This is a genomic window from Curtobacterium sp. MCBD17_013, from assembly GCF_003234565.1.
GTDB lineage: Bacteria > Actinomycetota > Actinomycetes > Actinomycetales > Microbacteriaceae > Curtobacterium.
In genome coordinates, this window is record NZ_QKTU01000012.1 from 1 (window position 1) to 24821 (window position 24821).

Below are 24821 nucleotides of genomic sequence, written 5' to 3' on the forward strand. Positions count from 1 at the left end.
GCCCGGAGGGTGGGACTACCCGGAGGGTCGGAGGGGGGACAACCCCACCACGGGTCCGGGAGCGGGCAGGATGGGGCGCGGGCCCGCCGACCGCGAGGCTCGATCCATGACCGAAACAGCTCGTATCGACACCGCGGAGACCGTGCCCATGCCCTCCGACCAGCTCCCGTCGGCCGCGTCGGGCGGCGTGCCCGCGTCGGGCGCCGTGCCCGCGTCCGGCAGCGCGCCCGCGTCCGGCAGCGCGCCCGCGTCCGCGCCCGGCCGCATACCGGGGACCCGACTCGGCGACGTCCCCCCGTCCGGCCCGGACGACGGCGCCGTCCCGCCCGGCGGTGGGGGTGGTGGCGACGGCACCCCGCGCCGCTCCTTCTACCGGGACGCCTGGAGGCACGTCCCCCGCGACTTCGGGTACCTCGCGTTCACGGCGCTGCTCCTCGGCACCGTGTACTCCGTGTTCCCCCTCGTGATCCTGCACGGGACCGCCGGGCAGGTGCTCAACCCGATCTCGCTCGTGCTGTTCCTGGCGTCGCTGTTCGTCGCCCGATGGCTCGGCGCGTTCGAGCAGCTCCGGATGAGCTGGGCCGAGCCCGAGCGCTTCCGCCCCGTCGACTGGACGCCGCGGTGGCGACAGAACTGGTTCCTCCGGATCGTGTCGGCGGTGGCGAACCCGCACTACTGGCTGTACCTGCTGCACGCGGTCGTCGTCTACCCGCTCGTCGCGTGCATCACGATCGGCGCCGGCGCAACCCTCGTCGCCGGCGTCGTGGCCCCGGTCGGCGCCGGGTTCGCCGCCATCACCCACGGGTGGCAGATCAACCAGTACCTCGCCCACCAGGGGATCGGCCAGACCTGGCCCTGGGTGGTCGGCGCGATCGCGTGCGCGGTGTCGGTGACGGCAGCGGTCCTCCTGTTCCCGCTGTGGACCCGCGGCGCGGTGCTCGCGCACTACTGGGTGGACCGAGCACTCCTCGGCGGCTTCCGGTCCGAGGTGCTGCAGCAGCGCGTCGTCGGGCTGCAGGCGTCGCGGGCCGGTGCCGTCACCGCCGAGGGCCAGGCGCTCCGTCAGATCGAGCGTGACCTGCACGACGGACCGCAGCAGCGGCTCGTCCGGCTGCGGATGGACCTCGCGGCGGCCGAGCGCGCGTTCGAGCGTGACCCCGAGCGTGCCCGCGGACTCATGGCCGAGGCGTCCGGGCACGCGAAGGACGCCCTCGACGAGCTCCGTGCGCTGTCCCGGGGGTTCGCGCCGCCGATCCTGCTCGACCGCGGGCTCGTCGCGGCACTCGAGGCGCTCGTGTCCCGGACGCCCCTGCCCGTCGACCTCGACGTGCGGCTGCCGGACGGGTTCGTGCTGCCGACCGAGATCGAGCGCAACCTGTACTTCACGGTGAGCGAGCTCCTGACGAACACCACGAAGCACGCGGAGGCGTCCTCCGCCGAGGTCTCGATCACCCTGACGTCCGACCCCGACGGTCAGCCGGTGCTCGAACTCCGGGTCCGGGACGACGGCCGGGGTGGTGCCGCCGTGCAGGAGGGCCACGGGATCCTCGGGCTCATGGGGCGGATGCGCGCGCTCGACGGCGAGCTGTCGGTGTCGAGCCCGGCGGGTGGCCCGACCGACGCCGTGGCGCGGATCCCGCTCGGCGCGCTGCGGGGCACGCCGACGACGATGCCGGGAGGCCCGTCCTCGTCCACCACACGTCCGGTCGCGCCGGCCGCGGGGCCGACCGCGGCGCCGTGACGGCTAGCATCGAGCGCATGACCGACGGCCCGGATGCACCCCGCATCCGGGCCGTCGTCGTCGACGACGCGGTCCTCCTGCGCGAAGGCCTCACGCGCGTCCTCGACGAGGCCGGGATCGCGGTCGTCGCGCAGTACGGTGACCCGGCGACGTTCCTCGCGAGCCTGCCGGAGGTCCGCCCGGACGTCGTCGTGATGGACGTCCGCATGCCGCCGAGCTACACGGACGAGGGTGTGCGCGCCGCCGTCGCGGCCCGTCGCACGGTGCCGGGCATCGGGGTGCTCCTCCTCTCGCAGTACGTCGAGGCGTCGTACGCCGAGGAGCTCCTGGCAGACGGATCGAGCGGGCTCGGCTACCTGCTCAAGGACCGCGTCACGCGCCTCGACGAGATCGACGACGCGATCCGGCGCATCGCGAGCGGCGGCACGGTGCTCGACCCCGAGGTCGTGACGGAGCTCATGGGGCGCCGGCGTGACCCGCTCGCCGCCCTGACACCGCGCGAGCGGGACGTCCTCGCGCTCATGGCCGAGGGGCGCTCGAACGCCGCGATCGCACGCACCCTCGTGATCGGGACCGGCGCCGTGGAGAAGCACGTGTCGAACATCTTCGCCAAGCTCGGACTCGAGGACACCGGCGACGACCACCGTCGTGTCCTCGCCGTCCTCGCGTCCCTGCGATGAGGCACCGATGAGCGCGCCGACCCCGGCCCGGGACGGTGACCGCGCGGCACGTGTCCCGGCGCCCGCGCTCGCCGTCGCCGCCATGGTGTCGGTGCAACTCGGCGCGGCGATCGCGAAGACCCACTTCGACGTGGTCGGGTCCGTCGGTGCGGCCGTGCTCCGTCTGACGATCGGAGCCGTCGTGTTCGCCCTCGTGGTGCGGCCGGCGGTGCGGTCGTGGGACCGGGCGCAGTGGCTCGGCGCCCTCGGGCTCGGTCTCGCCCTCGGCGGCATGAACGTCTGCATCTACGTCGCGTTCGCGAGCATCCCGATCGGCATCGCGGTGACGGTGGAGTTCCTCGGGCCGCTCGCGCTCTCGCTCGTGTACACCCGGCGATGGCGCGACGTGGTCTGGGCCGCGCTCGCACTCGTCGGCGTCGTGCTGCTCGGTGTCGGCGCGTCCGGTCCCGCCGCGGTCGCGGGGTTCGTGTTCGCCGTCGTCGCCGCGGTGTGCTGGGCGGCGTACATCGTGCTCAACCGGCACGTCGGTGCGCGGATCCCCGGGGTGGACGGTCTGAGCGTCTCGCTCGTCGTCGCGATGCTCGTCGCCCTCCCGGTCGGTGCGGGTGCCGCCGTGCACGGTGTCCGAGCGGATCCGGTGCTGCTGCTCGTGTTCGGCGCCGTGGCCGTGCTGTCGAGCGTCCTGCCCTACGCCCTCGAGATGCAGGCACTCCGGACGTTGCCCCCGCGGGTGTTCGGGGTGCTCCAGAGTCTCGGGCCGGCCATCGCAGCGCTCGCCGGGTTCGCGATCGCGGGCGAGGCCCTGTCGGCGCGGGAGCTCGTCGCGCTGGCCTGCGTGACGCTGGCGAGCATCGGCGTCACCGTGAGTGGCCGACGCGCGCGCGGGAGGAGCACACCGGTACCCGACGCGCCGCCCGCTTGACGGGCCTCCCGGCCGGCGCCGGGGCCGGTCAGTCCTCGGACACGAGGAAGTCCGCGTACGTCGGCTCGGTCTGGTCCGGGGCGAGGAGCGACGGGTCGTTGACGCGCTGCTCGACGTAGGCCGCGATGACCTCGGGCGGGGTGAGGACGTGGGACATCCAGGAGGGGACGTCGGTCTTCTTCATCTGCCCTCCCGTGGTCGATGCGGCCGGCACTGGTCCGTCCGTCCAATCCTTCGCGCGCTGAAATGTTCAACGACGTGCGATTCGCTGAACGATCCTCTGTATGGGCAGGGCTGTCAATGCGGTCGCGTCAGAATGTCCGCTTGACGCAATCCGTGCGTCCGCGGCGTCGTTGCATGGTCACCATCGGTCGTCCGCCACCCGGCGCGTCCGGCGGTCGTCCTCGCGGAGGGTGCGGTGCTTGACGGCGGATCGCCAGACCCAGGCCTCGGCCGGATGACCGAACTGCGCCCACTCCACGAGGACGGCGTCGACGGTCCAGCTGCGGGCGAACGCCTTGACCCGGACGTGGAACGACGGGAACTGGATCCACGCCCACACCGGGATCGGCGTGACGGCGTGGCAGGGATCGCCGCCCCGGGCGTCCTCCGACAGCGAGAACGCGTCGGGGCGCGGCGACTCGGGGTGCTCCGGTGGTGACCACCGGTCCTCACGTCGCCGTCCCATGCCCCTATTCGAACGTGTGTTCGAACCCGGCGTCAAGTCGAGCGGCGCGTCCCGGCTCGGCTGCGCGTCCGGTACGCCCTCGGCCGACCCTACGTGGCGTCGTAGTCCAGGTCGACGAGGAAACTGAGGTCCTGCACGTCGGTCATCTCGGCGGGCCACTCCGGCCGGCTCGGTTGCAGGGACATCGTCCCCCGCTCGAGGCGCTCGATGACCTCCTGGTCGAGCGGTTCGTCCGGGCTCTCGAGGACCGGTGTCGAGAAGATCTGGCTCGCGGGCCCGATGAGCAGGTGGGCGTACGCCCTGCTGCCGCCGTCCGTGACGACCGGGATCTGGACGACGTCGGCGACGCCCGCCACGGCGAGTGCCCGGGCGTACCGGAGGAGGGCCTTGCACGTGCTGTCGCCGGTCATGACGTACCCCCCGGCGTAGTGGATGCGTCGCATGATGCCAGCGTGGTCGTTCCGGTCTGGGTACGCTGACAGGACAGGCGTTGGGCTCCCTGGTGGCAATCCCAGGAGCCGGATCGGAGGCTGGTCCCATGGGCAGGATGATCTACAACAGCTCGTACACCGTGGACTTCGAGGACCGCCTGCTCGCGCACCTGCAGATCGTGATCGCGACGAAGCTGCGCCGCGGCGAGTCGTTCATGTTCTCCTGGAAGGACGACCGCGACGTCGGGAACGGTCGGACCGCGATCTGGCTCGACCGGACCGTGCCCCTCGTCATCCGCTACTCGGGCAGTCGCCCGCCGACCATCAACCGCGAGTGGGTCGAGGCGTTGGCCCAGGCAGCCGGGTCACCCGGCGGACTGCGCATCGTCCCCGAGCCCTCGGAAGGGACCCCGGCATGATCCGGACCATCGTCATCTACGACGGGATCGAGTACACGATCTCGAAGGAGGGGCCCGACGCGGTGCGGGAGCGGATCCGGACGGCCCTGGCGTCCGACGGCCTCATGTGGCTCGAGGTGAACCGTGGCGACGGCCGGCCGACCCCGGCCGTGCTGCTCGTGTCCCGGAGTTCGACCATCGCACTCGTCGCCGACCGTGATGCATCGGACGACGGCGATCCGGTGCGGTACCGGCTCGAGGAGGACGAGCACCTGCTCGGCACGGTGGACGACGTCGGGTCGGGTCACGTGGAGGGGATGACGGGAATCGAACCCGCGTAGCCAGTTTGGAAGACTGGGGCTCTACCATTGAGCTACATCCCCGTGCGACACCGCGGCGCCGCCCTCCGATCGTAGCGGACGGCCGGGTGCCCACGCACACCGCGCTTACACTCGGCGGCGTGCGGGTACCCCGGATCGCCACCACCAGCCACGATCCGCTCGTGCGGCGTTCGCGCGTGGTCTCCCACATCCTCGTCGCCGTCGGCGTCGTCGTCCTGTCGTTCGCGCCGTCGGTCGTCGGCGGACGGGTGGGAGAGCCGTTGCACGTGCTCCTGCACGTCGTCCGTCCGATCGTCGCGGTGGCGCTGTTCGCGGCCGCGGTGCTCGTCCAGGTCGCCGTGGGCGTCCGCTGGCGGCGCCGGCTCCTGCGGGACGCCGCGGACGACGGCCGCCAGGACCGCAGGACCGGTCGCGGGCAGGACGCCGCCACCGACGGCCGGGAGGACCGGGGCGCGCTGCCACCGCCACCCGCGTGACGCGGGTGCCCACCGCCTCCACGGCCGCTGGGAGGGCCGGGAACGCGGCGCTTGCGTGCCGCTAGACTCGTCGGGATCGATCGCGGTCGGGTCCGTCCTGCCCGCGCTCGTTGCACGACCCTGGCCCGGCAACGACCGGGGCGTAGCTCAGCTTGGTAGAGCGCCCGCTTTGGGAGCGGGAGGTCGCAGGTTCAAATCCTGTCGCCCCGACCAGGTCACACCATCGTCAACCTCAGGAGAACACACCCTTGGTCACCAGCACCGTCGACAAGTTGAGCCCCACCCGGGTCAAGCTCACCGTGAACGTGACGCCGGACGAGCTCAAGCCGAGCATCGACCACGCGTACAAGCACATCGCCGAGCAGATCAACATCCCCGGCTTCCGGAAGGGCAAGGTGCCGCCGGCCATCGTCGACCAGCGCGTCGGCCGTCCGGAGATCCTGAACCACGCCGTCGGGGACGCCATCGACACCTTCTACCGCCAGGCGGTCGAGGAGAACGAGCTCCGCGTGCTCGGTCGCGCCGAGGCCGACATCGCCGAGCTCCCGAGCGTCAAGGACTTCTCCGGCGACCTCGTCCTCACGTTCGAGGTCGACGTCCGTCCCGAGTTCGACCTCCCCGACTACGAGGGCCTCGAGCTCACGGTCGACGCGGTCGACGTCACCGAGGACGAGATCGAGGAGGAGCTCCAGAACCTCCGCACGCGCTTCGGCACGCTCGTCACGGTCGACCGCCCCGCCACCGCGGGCGACTTCGCCCAGCTCGACCTCACCGCGACCATCGGTGACGAAGAAGTCGACTCGGCCACGGGCGTCTCGTACGAGATCGGCTCCGGCGACCTCATCGAGGGCATCGACGACGCCCTCGAGACCCTGACCGCAGGCGAGTCCACCACCTTCGAGTCGAAGCTCCTCGGCGGCGACCACGAGGGCGAGACCGCCCAGATCGCCGTGACGCTCACGGCCGTCAAGGAGCGCGAGCTGCCCGAGGCCGACGACGAGTTCGCGCAGATCGCGAGCCAGTTCGACACGATCGACGAGCTCAAGGCGGACCTCAAGGAGCAGATCGCCAAGTCGAAGACCTTCGGCCAGGGCGCCGCGGCCCGCGACCAGCTCGTCGAGAAGCTCCTCGACAGCGTCGAGATCCCGATCTCGCAGCAGCTCATCGACGACGAGGTCCACCGTCACCTCGAGCAGGAGAACCGCCTCGAGGACGACGAGCACCGCGCCGAGGTCGCCGAGTCCAGCGAGAAGGCGTTCAAGTCGCAGCTGCTCCTCGACGCCGTCGCCGAGCAGGAGCAGGTCCAGGTCAGCCAGGAGGAGCTGACCCAGTACCTGATCCAGGCCGCCGCGCAGTACGGCATGGAGCCGGGCGAGTTCATCAAGGTGATCGACCAGAACGGCCAGATCCCCGGCATGGTCGGCGAGGTCGCCCGTTCCAAGGCGATCGCGACCGTGCTCGCCAAGGCGAAGGTCGTCGACACGAACGGCAACCCGGTCGACCTGTCCGCGTTCACCGCGGGCGTCGCGCAGGAGCCGGCGACGGACGACGAGGCCGAGGCCGAGTGAGCCGAGCTGACTGACCGACCTCGCAGGCTCGGTCGGCGCCGCGCAACGCTGGCGCGTCGCACATGCGAAGAGTGCGCACGGGAGGCCCGGGACCAGCTGGTCCCGGGCCTCCCGTGCGTCGTTCCCGGCCCTGGTATTGCCGACAGCGAACTCGGGAGATGCGCCGCGTTGCACCCGATAGGTTCGACGACAAGCGACAACTGAACGGGAGCTACACATGGCCGAAGCGACACTGAACCCCAGTGTTTTTGACCGTCTTCTGAGGGACCGGATCGTCTGGCTCGGCTCCGAGGTCCGTGACGACAACTCGAACGAGATCGCTGCGAAGCTGCTGCTGCTCGCGGCGGAGGACCCCGAGAAGGACATCTACCTCTACATCAACTCGCCCGGTGGTTCGATCACCGCCGGCATGGCCATCTACGACACGATGCAGTTCGTCCCGAACGACATCGTCACCGTCGGTATCGGGCTCGCCGCCTCGATGGGGCAGTTCCTGCTCTCGTCCGGCACCCCGGGCAAGCGCTACATCACCCCGAACGCCCGCGTGCTCCTGCACCAGCCGTCCGGTGGCTTCGGCGGGACCGCCGCCGACATCCAGACCCAGGCCAAGGTCATCCTCGACATGAAGCAGCGCATGGCGGAACTCACCGCCGAGCAGACCGGCAAGTCGATCGAGCAGATCCTCAAGGACAACGACCGCGACAACTGGTTCACCGCGCAGGAGGCCCTGGAGTACGGCTTCGTCGACCACCTCCGTGCGATGTCCAGTGAGGTCATCGGTGGCGGCGGGACGGTCGGCGACGGCGAGACCGAGACCCCGGCCGCGGCGCCGTCCGCCGAGTAGCCCACCACCAAGAAAAGGAAATCGAGAATGCATCTCCCCATGCTCGGTGGCGCGCAGAACGTCCCCGCACCCTCCGACCGCTACATCCTCCCGAGCTTCGAGGAGCGCACCGCCTACGGCTACAAGCGCCAGGACCCGTACGCCAAGCTCTTCGAGGACCGCATCGTGTTCCTCGGCGTGCAGGTGGACGACGCTTCGGCCGACGACATCATGGCCCAGCTGCTCGTGCTCGAGTCGATGGACCCGGACCGCGACATCGTCATGTACATCAACTCGCCCGGTGGCTCGTTCACGGCCATGACGGCGATCTACGACACGATGCAGTACATCCGTCCGCAGATCCAGACGGTGTGCCTCGGTCAGGCAGCGTCCGCCGCGTCGGTGCTCCTGGCCGCCGGCACGCCGGGCAAGCGTCTCGCGCTGCCGAACGCCCGCGTGCTCATCCACCAGCCGGCAACCCAGCAGGGTGGCGGGCAGGCGTCGGACATCGAGATCCAGGCCGCGGAGATCCTCCGCATGCGCACCTGGCTCGAGGAGACCCTGTCCCGGCACTCGAACCGCACCCCGGAGCAGGTCAACCACGACATCGAGCGCGACAAGATCATGTCCGCGCAAGAGGCCGTCGAGTACGGGCTCATCGACCAGGTGCTGACCAGCCGCAAGTCGCTGCCGGCGCTCGTCAAGTAGTCCCGACAGACCGAGGGCCCCGACCGTTCTGGTCGGGGCCCTCCGTCGTGTCCGGCGGCTTGGTGGCCGCGCGCCTGCGCCGCTTGCGCCGCTTGCGCCGCTTGCGCCGCTTGCGCGGCCTGCGGCCTGCGTCCTGCGGCCTGCGTCCTGCGGCCTGCGTCCTGCGTCCTGCGGCCTGCGTCCTGCGTCCTGCGTCCTGCGTCCTGCGGCTTGCGGCCTGCGGCCGGCCTGCGGCCGGCCTGCGGCCGGCCTGCGGCCGCCCACCCTTCCGCGAGATCGCAGTCGTTGCCGTTCTGGGTCTCCTCAGAACGGCAACGACTGCGATCTCGCCGGGGGGCGCCTGCGGTCAGTCGCGGGCGTCGTCGGCGAGGTCGTCCTCGTCGTCGCGGCCGCGTTCGGCGGTCGCCGGCTCCACGGCGGATCCGGCAGGGCGGCGGAGGAGCAGCAGCACGACCACGACGAGCGCCACGAGCACGAGCCCGCCCGCGCCGATCCAGATCGCGTCGCCCACGACCCCGCTGGAGCCGCTGCCCGCGCTGCCCGTGCCGGAGTCCGACGCGGCGGCCGACGAGCCCGGCCCGGACGCGCAGACCGGCGGCCGCGTGCTCCCCGTGGCGGGGCGGAACCCGGCCGGGGCATCCCACCGGAACCGGTACTGGTCCGACACCGTGTGGCCGTCGGCACTGACGATCTGCCACTCGATCGTGTACTCGCCCGACCGTCCGAGCGCCGCCTTCGTCGTCATCGACGGGCCGTCCACGATGAGGCAGCCGTTCTCGTAGTACCGACCGCTCGGTCCGACGATCCGGTAGGCGAAGCCCGAGTTGGTGTCGCCGATGTCGAGCAGACGGTCGTTCGTCGTGATCTCGAACCGCTTCGGCAGTGAGGTCAGTGTGCCGTTGACGGTCGGCGTCGACGCGATCATGTAGTTGTGCGCGGAGGCCGGGGCCGCCAGTCCGAGGACGGCGCCTGCGGTGACCGCCACCGATGCCAGCGCGAGGGCGAGCGCGCGACGCGCCCCGGTCCTCCCGGCCGGCGACGCCGCACCGGATCCGGTGCGGATGCGGCGGGCGCTCACCGGGGACGCCGCCGGGCCATGGCGGCCGCGCTCACGACGCCCACCGCGCCGACGACGAGTCCGGCGATGCCGAGGCCCCGAGCGACGAGGTCGGTGTCCCCGCCGGCGGATCCGGTGCCGCTCGTCTCGGTGCCGCTCGCCTCGGTGCCGCTCGCACTGCCCGTCGCCGCGTCGCTGGCGTGCTCCTGCGCGTGGTCGTCGTCGTCGTCCGCGCCCGGGATCGCCGCGGTCAGGGTGACGGCCGGTGCGGGGTGCTCGGGCTCGTCCTGGCCGGCCTTCTGCACCTGGTCCCACTCGGTCGATCCGGTGACGCACGTCTGGGTCACGGGGAACGCGACGATCGTGCCGGGCTTGCCGTCGGGCAGCGAGAGCGAGAGCTGGAAGGTGTCGCGCTCGTCCGCGGCCAGGGGCGTCGTCGCCGTGTACGTGACGCTCGTCACGCGCGTCCCGGCGTCGGCGGGGTCCTCGTCGTCGCTCGCGGACTGCTTGCTCGTGTAGGGCTCCGTTGCCTTGGTGATCGTCCAGTTGGGGTTCACCGTGGGCGTGACGTCGATGACCGACCGCGGAACGTGGAAGGTCAGCGCGGTGGTCGGGGAGCCGTCGCACCCGTGCGGGACCGAGAACGTCAGGGTCGTGTACGAGTCGGCGGCGGTGTCCGTGGCCGTCGCCTCGACGTGGGCGCTCGCCGCGGCGGCGGTCCCGAGGACGAGAGCGGCCGTGATGCCCACGGTGGCGGCGGTGCCCGCGACGAGGCGCTTGCGCATGGAGGTCCTTTCGCTTCTACAACTTGTAGAGTCCCGACGGCCACCGTAGTCCGAGGCGGTCTTGTGGCACAAACCGGCCGCCCCGAGCGAACGCGTGGTGGTTTGCGGCACGGTCGCGCCGTCAGTGTCGTCGGATGCGATTAGGCTCAACTCCACGACGACCTCGTGTGCCAGCCACCGGTGCGCGACGACCAAGGAGGCCTCGCATGGCACGCATCGGAGAGAGCGCCGATCTCCTCAAGTGCTCCTTCTGCGGCAAGAGCCAGAAGCAGGTGCAGCAGCTCATCGCGGGCCCGGGCGTGTACATCTGCGACGAGTGCGTCGAACTCTGCAACGAGATCATCGAGGAACGCCTCGCCGAGGCCGGCGAGGACACCGCGGACGGCGACTTCGACCTCCCCAAGCCGCGCGAGATCTTCGACTTCCTCGAGGAGTACGTCATCGGGCAGGATCCGGCCAAGCGTGCCCTGTCGGTCGCGGTCTACAACCACTACAAGCGCATCCGCGCTCAGGGTGCGATCACCGCGGCCGAGCACCGCGGCGACGACATCGAGATCGCCAAGTCGAACATCCTGCTCATCGGCCCGACGGGCTGTGGCAAGACCTACCTGGCGCAGACCCTGGCCAAGCGGCTCAACGTGCCGTTCGCGGTCGCGGACGCCACGGCGCTCACCGAGGCCGGCTATGTCGGCGAGGACGTCGAGAACATCCTGCTCAAGCTGATCCAGGCCGCCGACTACGACGTCAAGCGGGCCGAGACGGGGATCATCTACATCGACGAGGTCGACAAGATCGCCCGGAAGGCCGAGAACCCCTCGATCACGCGCGACGTCTCGGGCGAGGGCGTGCAGCAGGCGCTCCTCAAGATCCTCGAGGGCACGACGGCGTCGGTGCCGCCGCAGGGTGGGCGCAAGCACCCGCACCAGGAGTTCATCCAGATCGACACGACGAACGTGCTGTTCATCGTGGCCGGGGCGTTCGCCGGGCTCGAGGACATCATCTCGTCCCGCATCGGCAAGCGGGGCATCGGCTTCGGCGCACCGTTGCACAGCCCGCTCGACCAGACCGACGTCTACGGCGAGGTCCTGCCCGAGGACCTGCACAAGTTCGGCCTGATCCCGGAGTTCATCGGGCGCCTCCCCGTCGTGACCACCGTGACACCGCTCGACCAGGCCGCCCTCATGGAGATCCTGACCGAGCCGAAGAACGCGCTGGTCAAGCAGTACCAGCGGATGTTCCAGATCGACGGCGTCGAGCTCGAGTTCGACCGGCAGGCGCTCGAGGCGATCGCGGACCTCGCGGTGCTCCGCCAGACCGGTGCCCGTGGTCTTCGCGCCATCATGGAAGAAGTCCTCGGCCCGATCATGTTCGAGGTGCCCTCGGACGATGACGTCGCTCGCGTCGTCGTCACGCGGGAGTCCGTGCTCGAGAACGCCGCGCCGACGATCGTGCCGCGGGCGCGCAAGCGCGTCGAGAAGTCCGCGTAGCGCCGCTGCAACGCGGTCGGCGGACGTCCCGCTGGCCCGTTGACCACGACCGTGCCGTTCGAACACCGCGATCCCGGTGTTCGAACGGCATCGCGGTGTTCGAAGCCCGGCGGCGCCTCGGCGCGACGTCGGCCGGCCTACTCGAGCCCGCGGCGGCGCAGCAGGGGACCGACCTCGGCGTCGCGGCCCCGGAACTCGCGGTAGGCCTCGAGCGGGTCGCGGGAGCCTCCGACACCGAGGACGATCGAGGCGAACCGGCGTCCGGCCTCGCGTGACAGGCCGCCGTGCTCCCGGAACCACTCCACGGTGTCCGCGTCGAGCACCTCGCTCCAGATGTAGCCGTAGTAGCCCGCGTCGTACCCGCCCGAGAACGTGTGGGCGAAGTACGTCGACGAGTAGCGCGTGGGGACCGCGGGGACGGCGATGCCGGCGGCCTCGAGGGCGTCCTGCTCGAACGCCTCCACGTCGGTCACCGCCGCGGCCTCCGCGGAGCTGAGGCGGTGCCAGGCCTGGTCGAGCATCGCGGCAGCGAGGTACTCGGTCGTGGCGAAGCCCTCGTTGAACCCCTCGGAGTCGCTGAGGCCGAGTACGAGTTCCGCGGGCATGGGCTCGCCGGTCTCGTGGTGTCGGGCGTAGTTCACCAGGACCTCGGGCCAGTTGAGCCACATCTCGTTGACCTGGCTCGGGAACTCGACGAAGTCGCGCTCGACGCTCGTGCCCGAGAACCGCGGGTACGTCGTCCGCGCGATGAGGCCGTGCAGCGCGTGCCCGAACTCGTGGAACAGCGTGGTGACCTCGTCCTGGGTCAGGAGTGTGGGGGACCCGGCGGCGGGCTTCGGCACGTTGAGGTTGTTGACGACGACGGGCAGGGTGCCGATCAGGGCCGACTGCTCGACGATCGGGTTCATCCACGCACCGCCGCGCTTGCCGTCGCGCGTGTACAGGTCGAGCAGGTAGAGGCCGACCGACGCGCCCTGTTCGTCCGTGACCTCGAACACCCGGACCTCGTCGTTGTAGCCGTGCAGGTCGGGCCGCTCGGCGAACGACAGGCCGTACAGGGCGTTCGCCGCGTGGAACACGCCGTCGTGCAGCACGCGCTGCGCCTCGAAGTACGCGCGCATCGCGGTCGCGTCGACCGCGAACTGCTGGGCGCGGAGGATCTCGGTCGCGTACGCCCAGTCGTGCGCCTCGACCTCGTGGCCGAGCACCCGCGCACGGACCTCGCGCTCGTCCCGGGCGTTCGCGGCCGCGGCGGGCGCGAGCGACGTCAGGAGGCCGTCCACCGCCTCCGGCGTCCCTGCGGTCTCGTCGGCGGTCACGGCGGCGGCGTGGTTCGGGAACCCGAGGAGTTCCGCGCGCTCGGCACGGAGCCGGACGATGCGGAGCACGAGGTCCCGGTTGTCCCAGTCGTTGCCCCGCCGACCCCGCTGCAGCGAGGCGTCCATGATGCGGGCCCGGACCGCTCGGTCCGTCAGCGTCGCCAGGTAGGGGTGCCCGGTGAACAGCGGCAGGGTGATGAGCCAGCCGTCCAGGCCGCGCGCCTCGGCGGCCCCGCGGGTCGCGGACCGGGCACCGTCGTCGAGGCCGTCGAGCTCCGCCTCGTCGGTGATGTGCACGGCGAGGTCGTTCGTGTCGTCGAGCAGGTTGCGCTCGAACCGTGTCGTGAGCGTCGAGAGCTCCTGGTTCAGCGCGGTCAGGCGCTCCTTGCCGGCGGCGTCGAGCCCCGCACCGGCCAGGGTCATCTCGGTGTGGGTCCGCTCCACCAGGCGGAGGTCCTCGCCGGTCAGGCCGAGGTCCTCGCGGGCGTCGTGCACGGCGGCGACCCGCTCGTACAGCCGACTGTCGAGGGTGATCGCGTCGCGGTGGGCGGCCAGCAGCGGCGAGATCTCGGCCTCGAGGTCGTGGATCTCGGCGGTCGAGTCCGCCGAGGCGACGGTGAAGAAGGCCATGGACACGCGCGCCAGGAGCTGCCCGGACCGCTCGAGGGCGACGAGCGTGTTGTCGAACGTCGGGGACTCCGGGTCCGTCGCGATCGCCTCGACCTCTGCACGCTGCTCGCGCATGCCCTGGTCGAACGCGGGGCGGTAGTGCTCGAGCCGGACCTCGGTGAACGGGGGGAGCGCGTACGGGAGGCTGCTCGGGGCGTCGAAGGGCGTGGCCATGTCCACCACCCTAGGACCGGGGGTGCGGGGACGCCCGGGGGCGGGCCTCCCGGCCGGTTCAGCGGGTGGCGACCGCGGCGTCGACGAGCGTGGCGGCGGCGCGTCGGGCGTGGACGGCGGCGTCGGCGGTGCCGGCGATCGCCGCGGTGGTCTGGGCGCCCTCGGCGAGCAGTGCGAGCTGGGCGGCGAGCTCCTCGGCGTGGGCGTGGTCGAGCCCGATGGTGGCGGTGAGCCCGGCGATGTACCGCTGGAAGGACTCCTTGTGTCGCCGCGCCATGTCCGCGATCGCAGGGGAGGTCGCGCCGAGTTCCCCGAAGGCGTTGATGAACCCGCACCCGCGGAACGAGCTGTCGGCGAACCACGCCTCGAGGTAGTCGTAGACGGCGAGGAGCTTCGCTCGGGGCCCGTCGGCGGCGTCGACGGCGGCGCTGACCCCGCGCTCCCACATGTCGTGCCGGCCGGCGAGGACGGCGACGACGAGGTCCTCCTTGCCGGGGAACTCCTTGTAGAGGCGCTTCAGCGACACGTTCGCGGCCGAGCGGACGGCGTCCATGCCGACCGACTGGATGCCACGTCGGTAGAACAGCTCGTCGGCAGCGGCGATGATGCCGGCCCGGGTGTCGTCCTGCTCGACGGTGACGGTGCTCATGTCTGGTTCCTCTGGTCCTAGGTCGTGGCAGCGGAGGAGCTGCGGCGGGATGGTGTCGACGTCCCCCGTTCGGAGCAGTACCTGCGAGTCGGCTGAGACCGGCTTGCGCGGAGAACGCTCGTTCTCTAGTGTAACCAACATCGGCGGAGAACGATCGTTCTCCACCGGAGCGGACCGAGAGACGGCCCGGACGACGAAGGGATGTAGGACGATGAGCACCATCACGGTCGGGACCGAGAACAGCATCGACATCGAGCTCCACTACGAGGACAAGGGCACGGGCCAGCCGGTCGTGCTCATCCACGGCTTCCCGCTCGACGGCAACTCGTGGGAGGGCCAGGTGCCCGCGCTCCTCCAGGCGGGCTACCGCGTCATCACGTACGACCGCCGCGGGTTCGGGCAGTCGTCGCAGCCGTCGACCGGGTACGACTACGACACGTTCGCGGCGGACCTCAACGTCGTCATGGAGACCCTCGACCTGCACGACGCGATCCTCGTCGGCTTCTCGATGGGCACCGGCGAGGTCGCCCGGTACATCGCCACCTACGGTTCCGGGCGCGTCGCGAAGGCCGCGTTCCTCGCATCGCTCGAGCCATACCTCGCGGTGACCGACGACAACCCGGACGGAGCGGCGCCGATGTCCTTCTTCGAGGGGATCGCCGAGACCGTCGCGCAGGACCGCTACGCGTACTTCACCGCCTTCTACCAGGACTTCTTCAACCTCGACGAGAACCTGGGCAGCCGCATCAGCGAGGAGGCGGTCCGCAACGCGTGGAACGTGGCCGCCGGTTCCGGGGCCATCGCGTCCGCGGCCGCGCCCCTGACCTGGCCGACCGACTTCCGCGCGGACATCCCCCAGGTGGACGTCCCCGCGCTCATCGTGCACGGCACCGGCGACCGCATCCTGCCGATCGACGCCACCGGCCGGCGCTTCGCCGCGGCGCTGCCGTCGGCGGACTACGTCGAGATCGAAGGGGCGCCGCACGGGCTCCTCACGACCCACACCGCGGAGGTGAACGAGGCCCTGCTCGCCTTCCTCCGCAAGTAGGCCCGGCGCAGCACCAGCCCGCTCCTCTCGCACCCCGCCCTCCGATCCGGCAGGGCGGTGGCCGCAGGGCGATGCCCCGCTCCACTCCGGAGCGGGGCACCGCCGTGTCCGGCGCTCGCGGCCCGCGAACGGCCGTCGCTGGGAACGACGGCCACCCGGAGGGCGTACCAGTGGACCGTCAGGAGACGGGGACGTCCCGCTCCACCGAGCGCACCGGGAGGCGCACCATGGGCAAGCGGAACCGCACGATCGTGATCACGGGGGCGTCCAGCGGCATCGGTCGGGCCACGGCGCTCCGGTTCGCCCGCGCCGGTGACGCGGTCGTCCTCGCCGCCCGTCGTCCCGCCGCCCTGGAGGCCGTGGCCGCCGAGTGCCGTGCGCTCGGTGGCGACGCGCTCGCCGTGCCGACCGACACGAGCGACGAGACCGCCGTGCTCCGCCTGGCAGCGGAGGCCGTCCGCCGGTTCGGACGCATCGACGTGTGGATCAACGACGCCGCCATCTCGTCGTTCTCGCCGTTCCTGCAGATGCCGATGGACGAGTTCCGCCGCGTGATGGACGTCAACGTCATGGGGTACGTGTACGGCGCACGCGCGGCCCTCGAGGTCATGGAGCGGCAGGGGCGTGGCGTGCTCGTCAACGTGTCGTCCATCGTGGGCGAGGTCCCGCAGCCGTACACCGCGCCCTACGGCATGTCGAAGGCGGCGGTCCGTGCACTCGGCGTGAGCCTCCGGTCCGAGCTCATGCTCCGCGGCAAGAAGCGCATCCACGTCGTCACGGTCCTGCCGCCCACCGTGGACACGCCGTTCTTCCGGCACAGCGCGAACCACACCGGCCGCAAGATCGTCGCGCTGCCGCCGGTCTACGGTGTCGACAAGGTCGCGCGCGCGGTCGTCCGCGCGGCCGACGCGCCCGGCAAGGCGACCGAGATCGCGATCGGAGGTGCCGGCAAGGCGTTCGTGCAGCAGCACCGCATGACCCCGGCCGCGGTCGAGGCGCAGATGGCGATCCAGACCGACAAGACGCACCTGTCTCGCCACGAGCACGTCCCCGACAACCAGGGCACGATCTTCACCCCGTCGTCCGACCCGCGGGACGCGACGGCGGATGGCGGGTGGCACGGCGGACGGCGCACCGCGAGCCGCAACGTGATGGGCTGGGCGCTCGTCGGCGCGATCGCGGTGTTCGTCGGACGGCGTCTCCGCGCGCGCTGACCAGCCCCGCCTGGCTGCCTGCCCGGCGCGGCCGAGACCGGGCTGGGTCCGCTCAGGGCTCGTCGTCGTGGGGCGGCGTCGTCACGGCCTGCCCGAGCGGGTCGAGGTGGATCCGCGTCCCGTCGTCGAGCTCGGCGATCGGTCGGCGCTCGAGCCACGTCAGGGTCCAGCGCCACGTCGAGGCGTCGACCCCCTCGTCGGCGAGTTCCTCCTCGACCGTCCGGACCGCGACGAGCATCGCCTCCGGCAGGGCGGTCGGTGGCTCCTGCCCGACGCTCCATCGTGTGCCCAGCTGCATGGTGCCTCCAGTCCGTCCCAGTCCGATCCGAGATCGCAGTCGTTGCCGTTCTGATCGAACCAGAACGGCAACGACTGCGATCTCGCGGAGGGGGGTCAGCCCGCGGGCTGCTCCTCGAGCTCGATCTCGACGACGCTGAGCTCCGCGCCCTCCGCGAACGCCAGGTTCCGGATCCGCCCGACCGCGGCGAGGTCCGGCGCGGCCTGCTCGATGAGCGCCCGCACCGGCTCGGGAGCCGCGACGACCGCCCGCGTGACGGGCGTCTTCTGCGACGCCTTCGCCGCCGTCTTCGCCCCGCGGATGCCGATGAGCGCCTGCCCGACGGCCTCGAGCAGCCCGGACTCGTCGGCGTCGACCGGCAGGTCGGCCGGGGTCGGCCAGGAGGCCCGGTGCACCGATCCGTCGTGCGTCCAGGCCCACACTTCCTCCGTTGCGAACGGGAGGAACGGTGCGAGCAGGCGGGTCAGCACGTCCATCGCGGCGCGGAGCGCGAGCACCGCCGAGGCCTGCGTCTCGTGGGTGGCCTCGTCGGCGGTGCCGTACGCGCGCTCCTTGACGAGCTCGAGGTAGTCGTCGCAGAACGTCCAGAAGAACCGCTCGGTGACCTCGAGCGCGCGGGCGTGGTCGTACTGCTCGAACGCGGTCGTGGCCTGCTCGACGACCGAGCGGAGCGCGGCGAGCATGTCCACGTCGAGCGCCTCGGTGACGCTGTGCGCACCGACGGGCAGCTCGAAGCCGTGCACGAACTTCGCGGCGTTGAGCACCTTGATCGCCAGGCGTCGACCGACCTTGATCTGCTTGGGGTTCTGCGGGTCGAACGCCGCGTCGGTGCCGAGACGCGAGGACGCCGCCCAGTACCGGACCGCGTCGGCGCCGTGCTGCTCGAGCATGTCGATGGGCGTGACGACGTTGCCCTTCGACTTCGACATCTTCTTGCGGTCCGGGTCGACGATGAACCCCGAGATCGAGGCGTTCGCCCACGGGGCGACGCCGTCCTCGAGCTGGGCCCGGAGCGCGGTCGTGAACAGCCAGGTCCGGATGATGTCCTGGCCCTGCGGACGGACGTCGTACGGGTAGACGATCCCGAACAGGTCGGGGTCCCGCTCCCACCCGCCGGCGAGCTGCGGGGTCAGGGACGACGTCGCCCACGTGTCCATGACGTCGACCTCGCCGATGAACCCGCCGGGGACGCCGCGCTGGTCGGCGGAGTAGCCGGGAGCCGGGTCGGACGACGGGTCCACGGGGAGCTGGTCCTCGGTCGGGGTGATCACCTGGTCGAACACGGGGTTGCCGTCGGCGTCGAGCGGGTACCAGACGGGGAGCGGCACACCGAAGAACCGCTGCCGCGACACGAGCCAGTCGCCGGACAGGCCGTTCACCCAGTTCTCGTACCGGACGCGCATGAAGTCCGGGTGGAACGCGATCTGCTGACCGCGCTCGACGAGGGTGTCCTTGAGCTGCTGGTCGCGCGACCCGTTGACGATGTACCACTGCCGCGTCGACACGATCTCGAGCGGCTTGTCGCCCTTCTCGAAGAACTTGACCGGGTGCGTGATCTTCTTGACGTCGCCGATGAGCTCGCCCGATTCGGTGAGCGCGTCGACGACGACCTGCTTGGCGCTGAACACGGTCTTGCCGGCCATCTCGGCGTACACGGCCAGGCCGCGCTCCGAGGTGATGACGTCGGGCGCCTGTGACACGATGCGGCCGTCGAACCCGATCACCGAGCGGTTCGGCAGCTGCAGCTCGCGCCACCAGACGACATCCGTCGTGTCGCCGAAGGTGCAGATCATCGCGATGCCGGCGCCCTTGTCCTGCTGTGCCAGGTGGTGTGCGAGCACCGGGACCTCGACGTCGAACAGCGGGGAGCGCACGGTCGTCCCGAACAGGTCCTGGAACCGTTCGTCGTCCGGGTGTGCGACGAGTGCGACGCACGCGGGGAGCAGCTCCGGCCGGGTCGTCTGGATCACGACGTCGCCGCTGCCGTCGGTCTTGTGGAACGCGATGCCGTGGTACGCGCCGGGCTGGTCCCGGTCCTCCAGTTCGGCCTGCGCGACCGCCGTGCGGAACGTGACGTCCCACAGGGTCGGTGCGTCCGCCTGGTAGGCCTCGCCGCGGGCGAGGTTCCGCAGGAACGCCTTCTGCGCGATCGCCTGCGATTCGTCGCCGATCGTCCGGTACGACTGCGTCCAGTCCACCGACAGGCCGAGGGTGCGCCACACGTGCTCGAACTGCTGCTCGTCCTCGACGGTCAGGCGCTCGCACAGCTCGATGAAGTTGCGGCGTGAGATCGGGACCTGGTCGGCGGCCTTGGTGCTCTTGCCGTCGCCGCCCTCGAACGGTGGCGTGAAGGACGCGTCGTAGGGGAGCGACGGGTCGCAGCGGACGCCGTAGTAGTTCTGCACGCGGCGTTCCGTCGGCAGGCCGTTGTCGTCCCAGCCCATCGGGTAGAACACGCGCTTGCCGCGCATGCGCTCGAACCGCGCCTTGACGTCGGTGTGGGTGTAGCTGAACACGTGCCCGATGTGCAGCGAGCCGGACGCCGTGGGCGGCGGGGTGTCGATCGAGTAGACGTCGGCGCGGGTCGCACCATCGCGGTCGAACCGGTAGATGCCGTCGGTCTCCCACTGCGGGCCCCAGACCTGCTCGAGGCCGTCCACCGAGGGCTTGTCGGGCATGGGCTTGGTCATGGCTGCACCTTCCGGTCGATGTGTGCGGCACCGAGTCCGTGATGAGGTGCCTGAGTGTTCCGCGCGCTGCGGGTCGGGACAAGGGTACCGGGGCCGGGAGGGTCGGACCAGTCGCCGCCACACGGCGACCACGACAGGCGAGGCGCACACCCTGAGCGGTGAGGACGCGCACGGGCCCACCGATACGGCACTCTGGTACGTGACATTCCACGACGCCCGGAAGGACCAGGACCAGTGACCGCGCCATCGAACGACACCACGACGTCCCGACCGCGCCGCAGGGGAGCGCCGGACCTCGTCCGGTCCGCTCGGCGCCGCCTGACCGCGGACGACGTGACGGTCGTCGACGGTCCGCTGCTCAAGCGCGCGGTCACGGCGGCGGCGCTGGGCAACGCGATGGAGTGGTTCGACTTCGGCGTCTTCGCCTACCTCGCCACGACGATCGGGCAGGTGTTCTTCCCGTCGGCGGACCCGACGGCCAGCACGATCTCGGCGTTCGCGACGTTCACCGCCGCGTTCCTGGTCCGACCGCTCGGCGGCGTGGTGTTCGGTCCGCTCGGGGACCGGATCGGGCGACAGCGGGTGCTCGCGCTGACGATGGTGCTCATGGCGGCCGGGACCTTCGCCATCGGGCTGGTGCCCGGGTACGACCGGATCGGGCTGTGGGGTGCGGTCCTCCTCTTGCTCGCCCGGCTGTTGCAGGGGTTCTCGACGGGCGGTGAGTACGGCGGGGCGGCGACGTTCATCGCCGAGTACGCACCGGACCGGCGCCGTGGCGCCCTCGGCGCCTGGCTCGAGTTCGGGACGCTCGGCGGGTACGTGCTCGGCGCCGGGCTCGTGACGGCCCTCCAGGCGACGCTGTCGGACGACGCGCTGCTCGCGTGGGGGTGGCGGGTCCCGTTCCTCGTGGCGGGTCCGCTCGGGGTCATCGGGCTGTACCTGCGTCTCCGGCTCGAGGAGACGCCCGCGTTCCAACGACAGCAGGCCGCGCTCGCTGAACGCGAGGCGGAACGGACCCCGGTCGTGCGCCTGCTCGCCGAACACTGGCGGCCGCTGCTCGTGTGCATCGGGCTGGTGCTCGTGTTCAACGTCACCGACTACATGCTGTTGTCCTACATGCCGACCTACCTGACCGAGACGCTCGGCAGCGACGCCACCGACGGCCTCGTGCTCGTCATCGTCGTGATGGTCGTCATGATGGCGGTGATCGGGCTCGGCGGCCGGCTGTCCGATCGGTTCGGACGGCGCCCCGTGCTCTTCGCGGGCTGCATCGGCTTCATCGTCCTGTCGTGGCCGGCCCTCGCCCTCGTGCAGACCGCGGACCCGTGGCTCGGGTTCTGCGGACTGCTGCTCATGGGACTCGTGCTCGTGACGTTCACGTCGACCATGCCGTCGACGCTGCCCGCGCTGTTCCCGACCGCCGTCCGCTACGGCGCGCTCGCGATCGCGTTCAACGTCTCGGTGTCGTTGTTCGGCGGGACGACACCACTGGCGACCGAGGCGCTCGTCGCGGCCGCGCACGACGCCGGCCTGCCGTGGGCGGACGACGTGCCCGCGCTGTACCTCGTCGTCGCCGCGGTGATCGGGCTGGTCGCGGTGGCCTGCACCACCGAGACCGCACAGGAGCCGCTGCTCGGCTCGGGGCCCACCGTGACCACCGAGGCCGAGGCGTCCGCGGTCATCGAGCAGTACGCCGACCCGACGAGCGCGTTCTCGCGCACGAGCTGGGCGCGAGACTTCGCCACGAGTCAGATCCCGGTGGTGGGGGAGCAGGACGCCCCACGCGATCGCCCTCCGTCCGTTCGGTAGGGTCGACGCACGCTGCCGAGCGGGCGGCGCGACAGCGACGCGCGGAGGTCGGATGTGCTGACCGTGGTCCTCGGGCTGCTCGGCGCCATGACCTACGGGGTGTCCGACTTCCTCGGCGGGGTCGGGTCGCGGACGGCGCGGCCGATCGTGGTCACGGCCATCGCCGCGGTCGTCGGCATCGTGCCGCTCGTGGCGGCCGTGCCCCTGCTGCACGCCCGGTTCACCGGCCACGCGCTCCTGTGGGGGTCCGTCGCCGGGATCGCGGGCTCGGTCGGCGTCCTGCTGCTCTACGCCGCGCTCGCGATCGGGCCGATGAGCGTGCTCTCGCCGGTCACGTCCGTGTTCGCGGCGGTCGTGCCCGTCGTCGTCGGTGTCGTCGCGGGGGTTCGACTCGGGCCGGTGGCGATCGCCGCGATCATCGCCGCCGTCGTGGCCGTCGTGCTCGTCGCCACCTCGTCGAACGGGTCCTCGACGCCGCTGACCCTCCGCGGCCTCGGGATCGCCGCCGTGTCGGGATGCGGGTTCGGGGTCCTGGTCATCGCCTACGCCCGGACCGACGCAGCGGACGGGATCGCGCCACTCGTCGTCGCCCGGGTGATCCAGGCGATCGTCATGTGGACGGGCGTGCTCGTCGTCGTCGCACGATCGCGACGCGCTGCCGCTGCTGCGCCCGCCGGAGCTGAGGGTGCGCCGGATCGCGCACCGCTCCTCCCGGTCCACCGGCGGTTCTGGGTCGTCGTGGTCGCGTGCGGGTGCTTCGACGCGTCCGCGAACGTGTTCATCCAGGCCGCACTGCACGTGTCCGACGACCCGGCGGCGCTGCCCGTGGTCAGCGTGCTGGACGCGCTCTACCCGATCGGGACGATCCTCCTGGCCGCGATCGTGCTGCGGGAGCGGCTGTCGCGCGTGCAGGTCGCGGGCTTGGTGCTCGGGTTCGCGGCGAGTGCGACGCTGGCACTCGCGTGAGGTCCGCCGTCAGGCAGGCTGCGTCTGCTCGCCAGTGCCTGCGGGCGTGAGCCGGTCGCGCAGGAACTGCACCGCGCGGTCGCGGGCCGCGAGTGCGGGATGCCCGGGGACCTCCCGGACCTCGTTGGTGAGCACGGAGTGGGCGTGCGGGCCGAAACCGCCGCTGTTGCCGGGGGACGAGTCGAGCTCGATGACCTCGAAGGCGTCCCCGAGCCGACGCTTGAGTGTCTCGAACCGGGCGCGGGGCACGCTGCCGTCCTCGCTGAACCGCAGGCCGAGTGCACACACCTCGCCCGCGGCGGCACGCGCGGCGATGCGGTCGAACTCGGCCGTCGAGACGGGCCCCGGCGCGAGCTTGCGCGCGCGGCCGAGGGGGAACGGGACCGCGGGCTGACTGAGGACCGATGCCCTGACCGTGTCGTCGATCGCCGCCGCCAGCGCGAAGCCTCCGGTGAAGCACATGCCGATCACGCCGACACCCTTTCCCGGTGTCCGAGCCGCGAGGTCCGCGGCGACGGCGCGCAGGAAGTCGGTCACCGGTCGATGCGCGTTCACCGCGAAGGCGCGGAACTCCGCCGAGACGCACAGTTTGGCGACCACGCCGAGGGTGGAGGCGGGCGTCGCTGACCGACCCGGCTCACCGAAGGGCGATGGGACGACGACGGTGAAGCCGCTGTCGACCAGGTGCTCCGCGAGCCCGAGGACCTCGGGCGTGATCCCCGGGATCTCCGGGATGAGGACGACGCCGGGGCCGGTGCCCTTCTCGAAGCAGTCGTACGTCAGACCACCACCCGTGAACGGTGAGCGCGTCCATCCGGTGAGGTCGGATCGAGGGGCGGTGCTGGCGGGCATGGCGACTCCTTCGTCGGTGGATGCAGCCTAGGGGACGGCGCCCGTTGGAGCCCGTGCGGCCATCACCGCTGCCGGCGTCGGACGACAGCGCGGATCCCGAAGAGCAGGCGTCTCATGCTCGGACTTCGTCCCCACGCCCGGCGCGCATGCTCGTGCGCCGCATCACGGTACCGGCGTCGCCCGGAGCAGCTCCGTCGAGAAGCCGAAGGCCGTGTGCAGGACCCCACGCAGGGTCAGGCGATACCGGTGTCCGACGTCGAGGCTGCGCGCGAGCGCGGTCGCCTTCGTGAGCGACTGCCCTGCTGCCGAAGGATCGATGTCGATCGTGCCGCCGCAGTCGGTGCCCACGTCCCATGCTGCGCCGCCACTCCGCAACGGTGCGGGGTCGACTGCCGTGATCGTGCACGTCTGCGTCGTGTGGCGCTGACCGAGCTCGTGACTGGTGATCCCGAGCGCCGGGAGACCGATGGCGAGGACGACGAGGACCGACCCGAGCGAGGCGATGCCGATCTTCTGGCTCCGTGGTACGTACGGGCTGCGGAAGAAGCTCGTCCATCGCCGCTCCATTCAGGCCACCGGGGAGGAGCCGGGGAAGGACCGCGACTGCTCGGGGAGCTCCGGGTGGGACGCGTTGCGGAAGTAGTGGACGGCGAACTGCGGCCCGAGCGCTCGCTGGAGCCGGGCAGCGACGTCGAAACCGGCGGCGACGAACTCGACGTCCCGGGGATGCATCGGGTCGTCGGCAGCTCCGTCGACCCCGCGAGCCCATCCGGAGACGACGCGCTGCAGGTCGAGGGGGATCGGGAGTTCCCACGGCTCCAGGTACTGCCCGGACCGGACATCGAGGATCGGCTCCACGCCGACGCTGGCGACGAGGACGATGTGCCGTGGCTCGTCGTGCGCGGCATCGACAGCGCTCAACATGGAGTCATCCTCGCATGTCGACCGCGAGCGCCGACGCCTGATCAGCGCGCTCGCCGGAGCCGATGGCGCACGACGATCAGCCCCAGCGTCGCCGCGGCGGCGGG

At 71.4% G+C, this 24821-nt stretch carries 26 protein-coding genes and 2 tRNA genes; 15 read left to right on the forward strand and 13 right to left on the reverse strand.

The window, feature by feature from the left end; genetic code table 11:
• Nucleotides 1-106: 106 nt before the first annotated feature.
• The 3 genes from DEI81_RS12265 to DEI81_RS12275 are packed head-to-tail and all read left to right on the forward strand — an operon-like array spanning nt 107 to nt 3343.
• Nucleotides 107-1741 carry a sensor histidine kinase gene (locus tag DEI81_RS12265; protein ID WP_111011011.1) on the forward strand — a complete coding sequence of 545 codons (1635 nt, stop codon included), beginning with the start codon at nt 107-109 and terminating at the stop codon, nt 1739-1741.
• Between the two features lie 17 nt (nt 1742-1758).
• Nucleotides 1759-2421 (forward strand): response regulator transcription factor, encoded by a 663-nt coding sequence (locus DEI81_RS12270; RefSeq protein WP_111011012.1) that lies wholly within the window; start codon nt 1759-1761, stop codon nt 2419-2421.
• A gap of 7 nt (nt 2422-2428) precedes the next feature.
• Nucleotides 2429-3343 carry a DMT family transporter gene (locus tag DEI81_RS12275; protein WP_111011013.1) on the forward strand — a complete coding sequence of 305 codons (915 nt, stop codon included), beginning with the start codon at nt 2429-2431 and terminating at the stop codon, nt 3341-3343.
• 28 nt (nt 3344-3371) lie between these two features.
• Here DEI81_RS12275 and DEI81_RS16275 read toward each other — a convergent pair whose 3' ends face one another.
• From DEI81_RS16275 to DEI81_RS12290, 3 genes are all read right to left on the reverse strand, one after another.
• Nucleotides 3372-3527, reverse strand: a complete 156-nt coding sequence (locus DEI81_RS16275) for a hypothetical protein (RefSeq protein WP_181434930.1) — start codon at nt 3525-3527, stop codon at nt 3372-3374.
• A 177-nt stretch (nt 3528-3704) separates the two neighbouring features.
• The gene (locus DEI81_RS12285; protein ID WP_111011015.1) at nt 3705-4031 is read right to left on the reverse strand and encodes a hypothetical protein; all 327 of its coding nucleotides are present in this window, start codon (nt 4029-4031) and stop codon (nt 3705-3707) included.
• Between the two features lie 89 nt (nt 4032-4120).
• On the reverse strand, nt 4121-4474 hold the full coding sequence (locus DEI81_RS12290; protein ID WP_111011016.1) for a hypothetical protein: 354 nt from the start codon (nt 4472-4474) through the stop codon (nt 4121-4123).
• Nucleotides 4475-4569: 95 nt separating this feature from the next.
• On the opposite strand from DEI81_RS12290, the gene DEI81_RS12295 reads away from it, so the two are divergent.
• Nucleotides 4570-4881: an ATP-dependent DNA ligase gene (locus DEI81_RS12295; RefSeq protein WP_111011017.1), complete on the forward strand. Its 312-nt coding sequence runs from the start codon at nt 4570-4572 to the stop codon at nt 4879-4881.
• Complete coding sequence (locus DEI81_RS12300; RefSeq protein WP_111011018.1) at nt 4878-5201, forward strand: hypothetical protein; 324 nt, start codon at nt 4878-4880, stop codon at nt 5199-5201. The genes DEI81_RS12295 and DEI81_RS12300 overlap by 4 nt, the downstream gene beginning before the upstream one ends.
• On the opposite strand, the gene DEI81_RS12305 is transcribed toward DEI81_RS12300, so the two are convergent.
• Nucleotides 5170-5243: transfer RNA gene (locus DEI81_RS12305), tRNA-Gly, on the reverse strand. The genes DEI81_RS12300 and DEI81_RS12305 overlap by 32 nt on opposite strands.
• Nucleotides 5244-5287: 44 nt before the next feature.
• On the opposite strand from DEI81_RS12305, the gene DEI81_RS12310 reads away from it, so the two are divergent.
• The 5 genes from DEI81_RS12310 to DEI81_RS12330 all read left to right on the forward strand — a co-directional run bounded on the left by DEI81_RS12310 (nt 5288) and on the right by DEI81_RS12330 (nt 8776).
• On the forward strand, nt 5288-5677 hold the full coding sequence (locus DEI81_RS12310) for a hypothetical protein (RefSeq protein WP_181435411.1): 390 nt from the start codon (nt 5288-5290) through the stop codon (nt 5675-5677).
• 136 nt (nt 5678-5813) lie between these two features.
• Nucleotides 5814-5890 (forward strand) — tRNA-Pro (locus tag DEI81_RS12315).
• 35 nt (nt 5891-5925) lie between these two features.
• Nucleotides 5926-7245: a trigger factor gene (gene tig, locus DEI81_RS12320; protein WP_111011020.1), complete on the forward strand. Its 1320-nt coding sequence runs from the start codon at nt 5926-5928 to the stop codon at nt 7243-7245.
• A gap of 217 nt (nt 7246-7462) precedes the next feature.
• Entirely contained in the window at nt 7463-8089 is a 627-nt protein-coding gene (locus DEI81_RS12325; protein WP_111011021.1) for an ATP-dependent Clp protease proteolytic subunit, read from the forward strand.
• A gap of 27 nt (nt 8090-8116) precedes the next feature.
• Nucleotides 8117-8776 (forward strand): ATP-dependent Clp protease proteolytic subunit, encoded by a 660-nt coding sequence (locus DEI81_RS12330; RefSeq protein ID WP_111011022.1) that lies wholly within the window; start codon nt 8117-8119, stop codon nt 8774-8776.
• A 346-nt stretch (nt 8777-9122) separates the two neighbouring features.
• Here the strand turns inward: DEI81_RS12330 and DEI81_RS12335 are convergent, their stop codons facing one another.
• Nucleotides 9123-9854 (reverse strand): copper resistance CopC family protein, encoded by a 732-nt coding sequence (locus DEI81_RS12335; protein WP_111011023.1) that lies wholly within the window; start codon nt 9852-9854, stop codon nt 9123-9125.
• Nucleotides 9851-10618 (reverse strand): YcnI family protein, encoded by a 768-nt coding sequence (locus DEI81_RS12340; protein WP_111011024.1) that lies wholly within the window; start codon nt 10616-10618, stop codon nt 9851-9853. Before DEI81_RS12340 ends, DEI81_RS12335 begins: the two co-directional genes overlap by 4 nt.
• A gap of 206 nt (nt 10619-10824) precedes the next feature.
• Between DEI81_RS12340 and clpX the strand changes: the two genes are divergently transcribed.
• Nucleotides 10825-12105, forward strand: a complete 1281-nt coding sequence (clpX, locus tag DEI81_RS12345) for an ATP-dependent Clp protease ATP-binding subunit ClpX (protein ID WP_111011025.1) — start codon at nt 10825-10827, stop codon at nt 12103-12105.
• A 137-nt stretch (nt 12106-12242) separates the two neighbouring features.
• Here the strand turns inward: clpX and DEI81_RS12350 are convergent, their stop codons facing one another.
• Nucleotides 12243-14267 (reverse strand): M3 family metallopeptidase, encoded by a 2025-nt coding sequence (locus DEI81_RS12350; RefSeq protein ID WP_111011026.1) that lies wholly within the window; start codon nt 14265-14267, stop codon nt 12243-12245.
• A gap of 58 nt (nt 14268-14325) precedes the next feature.
• Nucleotides 14326-14916: a TetR/AcrR family transcriptional regulator gene (locus DEI81_RS12355; RefSeq protein WP_111011027.1), complete on the reverse strand. Its 591-nt coding sequence runs from the start codon at nt 14914-14916 to the stop codon at nt 14326-14328.
• Nucleotides 14917-15127: 211 nt separating this feature from the next.
• On the opposite strand from DEI81_RS12355, the gene DEI81_RS12360 reads away from it, so the two are divergent.
• Nucleotides 15128-15964, forward strand: coding sequence for an alpha/beta fold hydrolase (locus DEI81_RS12360; protein ID WP_111011028.1), 837 nt, complete (start codon nt 15128-15130; stop codon nt 15962-15964).
• Between the two features lie 227 nt (nt 15965-16191).
• The gene (locus DEI81_RS12365) at nt 16192-17178 is read left to right on the forward strand and encodes an SDR family oxidoreductase (RefSeq protein WP_111011078.1); all 987 of its coding nucleotides are present in this window, start codon (nt 16192-16194) and stop codon (nt 17176-17178) included.
• 52 nt (nt 17179-17230) lie between these two features.
• Here the strand turns inward: DEI81_RS12365 and DEI81_RS12370 are convergent, their stop codons facing one another.
• The gene (locus tag DEI81_RS12370) at nt 17231-17476 is read right to left on the reverse strand and encodes a hypothetical protein (RefSeq protein WP_111011029.1); all 246 of its coding nucleotides are present in this window, start codon (nt 17474-17476) and stop codon (nt 17231-17233) included.
• Between the two features lie 95 nt (nt 17477-17571).
• Nucleotides 17572-20166 (reverse strand): valine--tRNA ligase, encoded by a 2595-nt coding sequence (valS, locus tag DEI81_RS12375; protein ID WP_111011030.1) that lies wholly within the window; start codon nt 20164-20166, stop codon nt 17572-17574.
• 234 nt (nt 20167-20400) lie between these two features.
• Between valS and DEI81_RS12380 the strand changes: the two genes are divergently transcribed.
• On the forward strand, nt 20401-21975 hold the full coding sequence (locus DEI81_RS12380; RefSeq protein WP_111011031.1) for an MFS transporter: 1575 nt from the start codon (nt 20401-20403) through the stop codon (nt 21973-21975).
• 54 nt (nt 21976-22029) lie between these two features.
• Nucleotides 22030-22941 (forward strand): EamA/RhaT family transporter, encoded by a 912-nt coding sequence (locus DEI81_RS12385; RefSeq protein ID WP_111011032.1) that lies wholly within the window; start codon nt 22030-22032, stop codon nt 22939-22941.
• Between the two features lie 9 nt (nt 22942-22950).
• Here the strand turns inward: DEI81_RS12385 and DEI81_RS12390 are convergent, their stop codons facing one another.
• The 3 genes from DEI81_RS12390 to DEI81_RS12400 form a co-directional block, all read right to left on the reverse strand.
• Nucleotides 22951-23793 carry a dienelactone hydrolase family protein gene (locus DEI81_RS12390; protein WP_111011033.1) on the reverse strand — a complete coding sequence of 281 codons (843 nt, stop codon included), beginning with the start codon at nt 23791-23793 and terminating at the stop codon, nt 22951-22953.
• Nucleotides 23794-23955: 162 nt separating this feature from the next.
• Nucleotides 23956-24360: a hypothetical protein gene (locus DEI81_RS12395; protein WP_111011034.1), complete on the reverse strand. Its 405-nt coding sequence runs from the start codon at nt 24358-24360 to the stop codon at nt 23956-23958.
• Nucleotides 24361-24717 carry a hypothetical protein gene (locus DEI81_RS12400; protein ID WP_111011035.1) on the reverse strand — a complete coding sequence of 119 codons (357 nt, stop codon included), beginning with the start codon at nt 24715-24717 and terminating at the stop codon, nt 24361-24363. It lies immediately after the preceding gene.
• Between the last annotated feature and the right edge of the window lie 104 nt (nt 24718-24821).

Bases quoted from the DNA above. Each gene is read 5' to 3' on its own strand.
- DEI81_RS12290 (WP_111011016.1), bottom strand. From the start codon at position 4,474: ATGCGACGCATCCACTACGCCGGGGGGTACGTCATGACCGGCGACAGC.
- DEI81_RS12300 (WP_111011018.1), top strand. From the start codon at position 4,878: ATGATCCGGACCATCGTCATCTACGACGGGATCGAGTACACGATCTCG.
- DEI81_RS12370 (WP_111011029.1), bottom strand. From the start codon at position 17,476: ATGCAGCTGGGCACACGATGGAGCGTCGGGCAGGAGCCACCGACCGCC.
- DEI81_RS12285 (WP_111011015.1), bottom strand. From the start codon at position 4,031: ATGGGACGGCGACGTGAGGACCGGTGGTCACCACCGGAGCACCCCGAG.
- DEI81_RS12325 (WP_111011021.1), top strand. From the start codon at position 7,463: ATGGCCGAAGCGACACTGAACCCCAGTGTTTTTGACCGTCTTCTGAGG.
- DEI81_RS12265 (WP_111011011.1), top strand. From the start codon at position 107: ATGACCGAAACAGCTCGTATCGACACCGCGGAGACCGTGCCCATGCCC.
- DEI81_RS16275 (WP_181434930.1), bottom strand. From the start codon at position 3,527: ATGAAGAAGACCGACGTCCCCTCCTGGATGTCCCACGTCCTCACCCCG.
- DEI81_RS12330 (WP_111011022.1), top strand. From the start codon at position 8,117: ATGCATCTCCCCATGCTCGGTGGCGCGCAGAACGTCCCCGCACCCTCC.
- DEI81_RS12295 (WP_111011017.1), top strand. From the start codon at position 4,570: ATGGGCAGGATGATCTACAACAGCTCGTACACCGTGGACTTCGAGGAC.
- DEI81_RS12270 (WP_111011012.1), top strand. From the start codon at position 1,759: ATGACCGACGGCCCGGATGCACCCCGCATCCGGGCCGTCGTCGTCGAC.
- DEI81_RS12355 (WP_111011027.1), bottom strand. From the start codon at position 14,916: ATGAGCACCGTCACCGTCGAGCAGGACGACACCCGGGCCGGCATCATC.
- DEI81_RS12390 (WP_111011033.1), bottom strand. From the start codon at position 23,793: ATGCCCGCCAGCACCGCCCCTCGATCCGACCTCACCGGATGGACGCGC.
- clpX (WP_111011025.1), top strand. From the start codon at position 10,825: ATGGCACGCATCGGAGAGAGCGCCGATCTCCTCAAGTGCTCCTTCTGC.
- DEI81_RS12275 (WP_111011013.1), top strand. From the start codon at position 2,429: ATGAGCGCGCCGACCCCGGCCCGGGACGGTGACCGCGCGGCACGTGTC.
- DEI81_RS12395 (WP_111011034.1), bottom strand. From the start codon at position 24,360: ATGGAGCGGCGATGGACGAGCTTCTTCCGCAGCCCGTACGTACCACGG.
- DEI81_RS12360 (WP_111011028.1), top strand. From the start codon at position 15,128: ATGAGCACCATCACGGTCGGGACCGAGAACAGCATCGACATCGAGCTC.
- valS (WP_111011030.1), bottom strand. From the start codon at position 20,166: ATGACCAAGCCCATGCCCGACAAGCCCTCGGTGGACGGCCTCGAGCAG.
- DEI81_RS12350 (WP_111011026.1), bottom strand. From the start codon at position 14,267: ATGGCCACGCCCTTCGACGCCCCGAGCAGCCTCCCGTACGCGCTCCCC.
- DEI81_RS12365 (WP_111011078.1), top strand. From the start codon at position 16,192: ATGGGCAAGCGGAACCGCACGATCGTGATCACGGGGGCGTCCAGCGGC.
- DEI81_RS12340 (WP_111011024.1), bottom strand. From the start codon at position 10,618: ATGCGCAAGCGCCTCGTCGCGGGCACCGCCGCCACCGTGGGCATCACG.
- DEI81_RS12400 (WP_111011035.1), bottom strand. From the start codon at position 24,717: ATGTTGAGCGCTGTCGATGCCGCGCACGACGAGCCACGGCACATCGTC.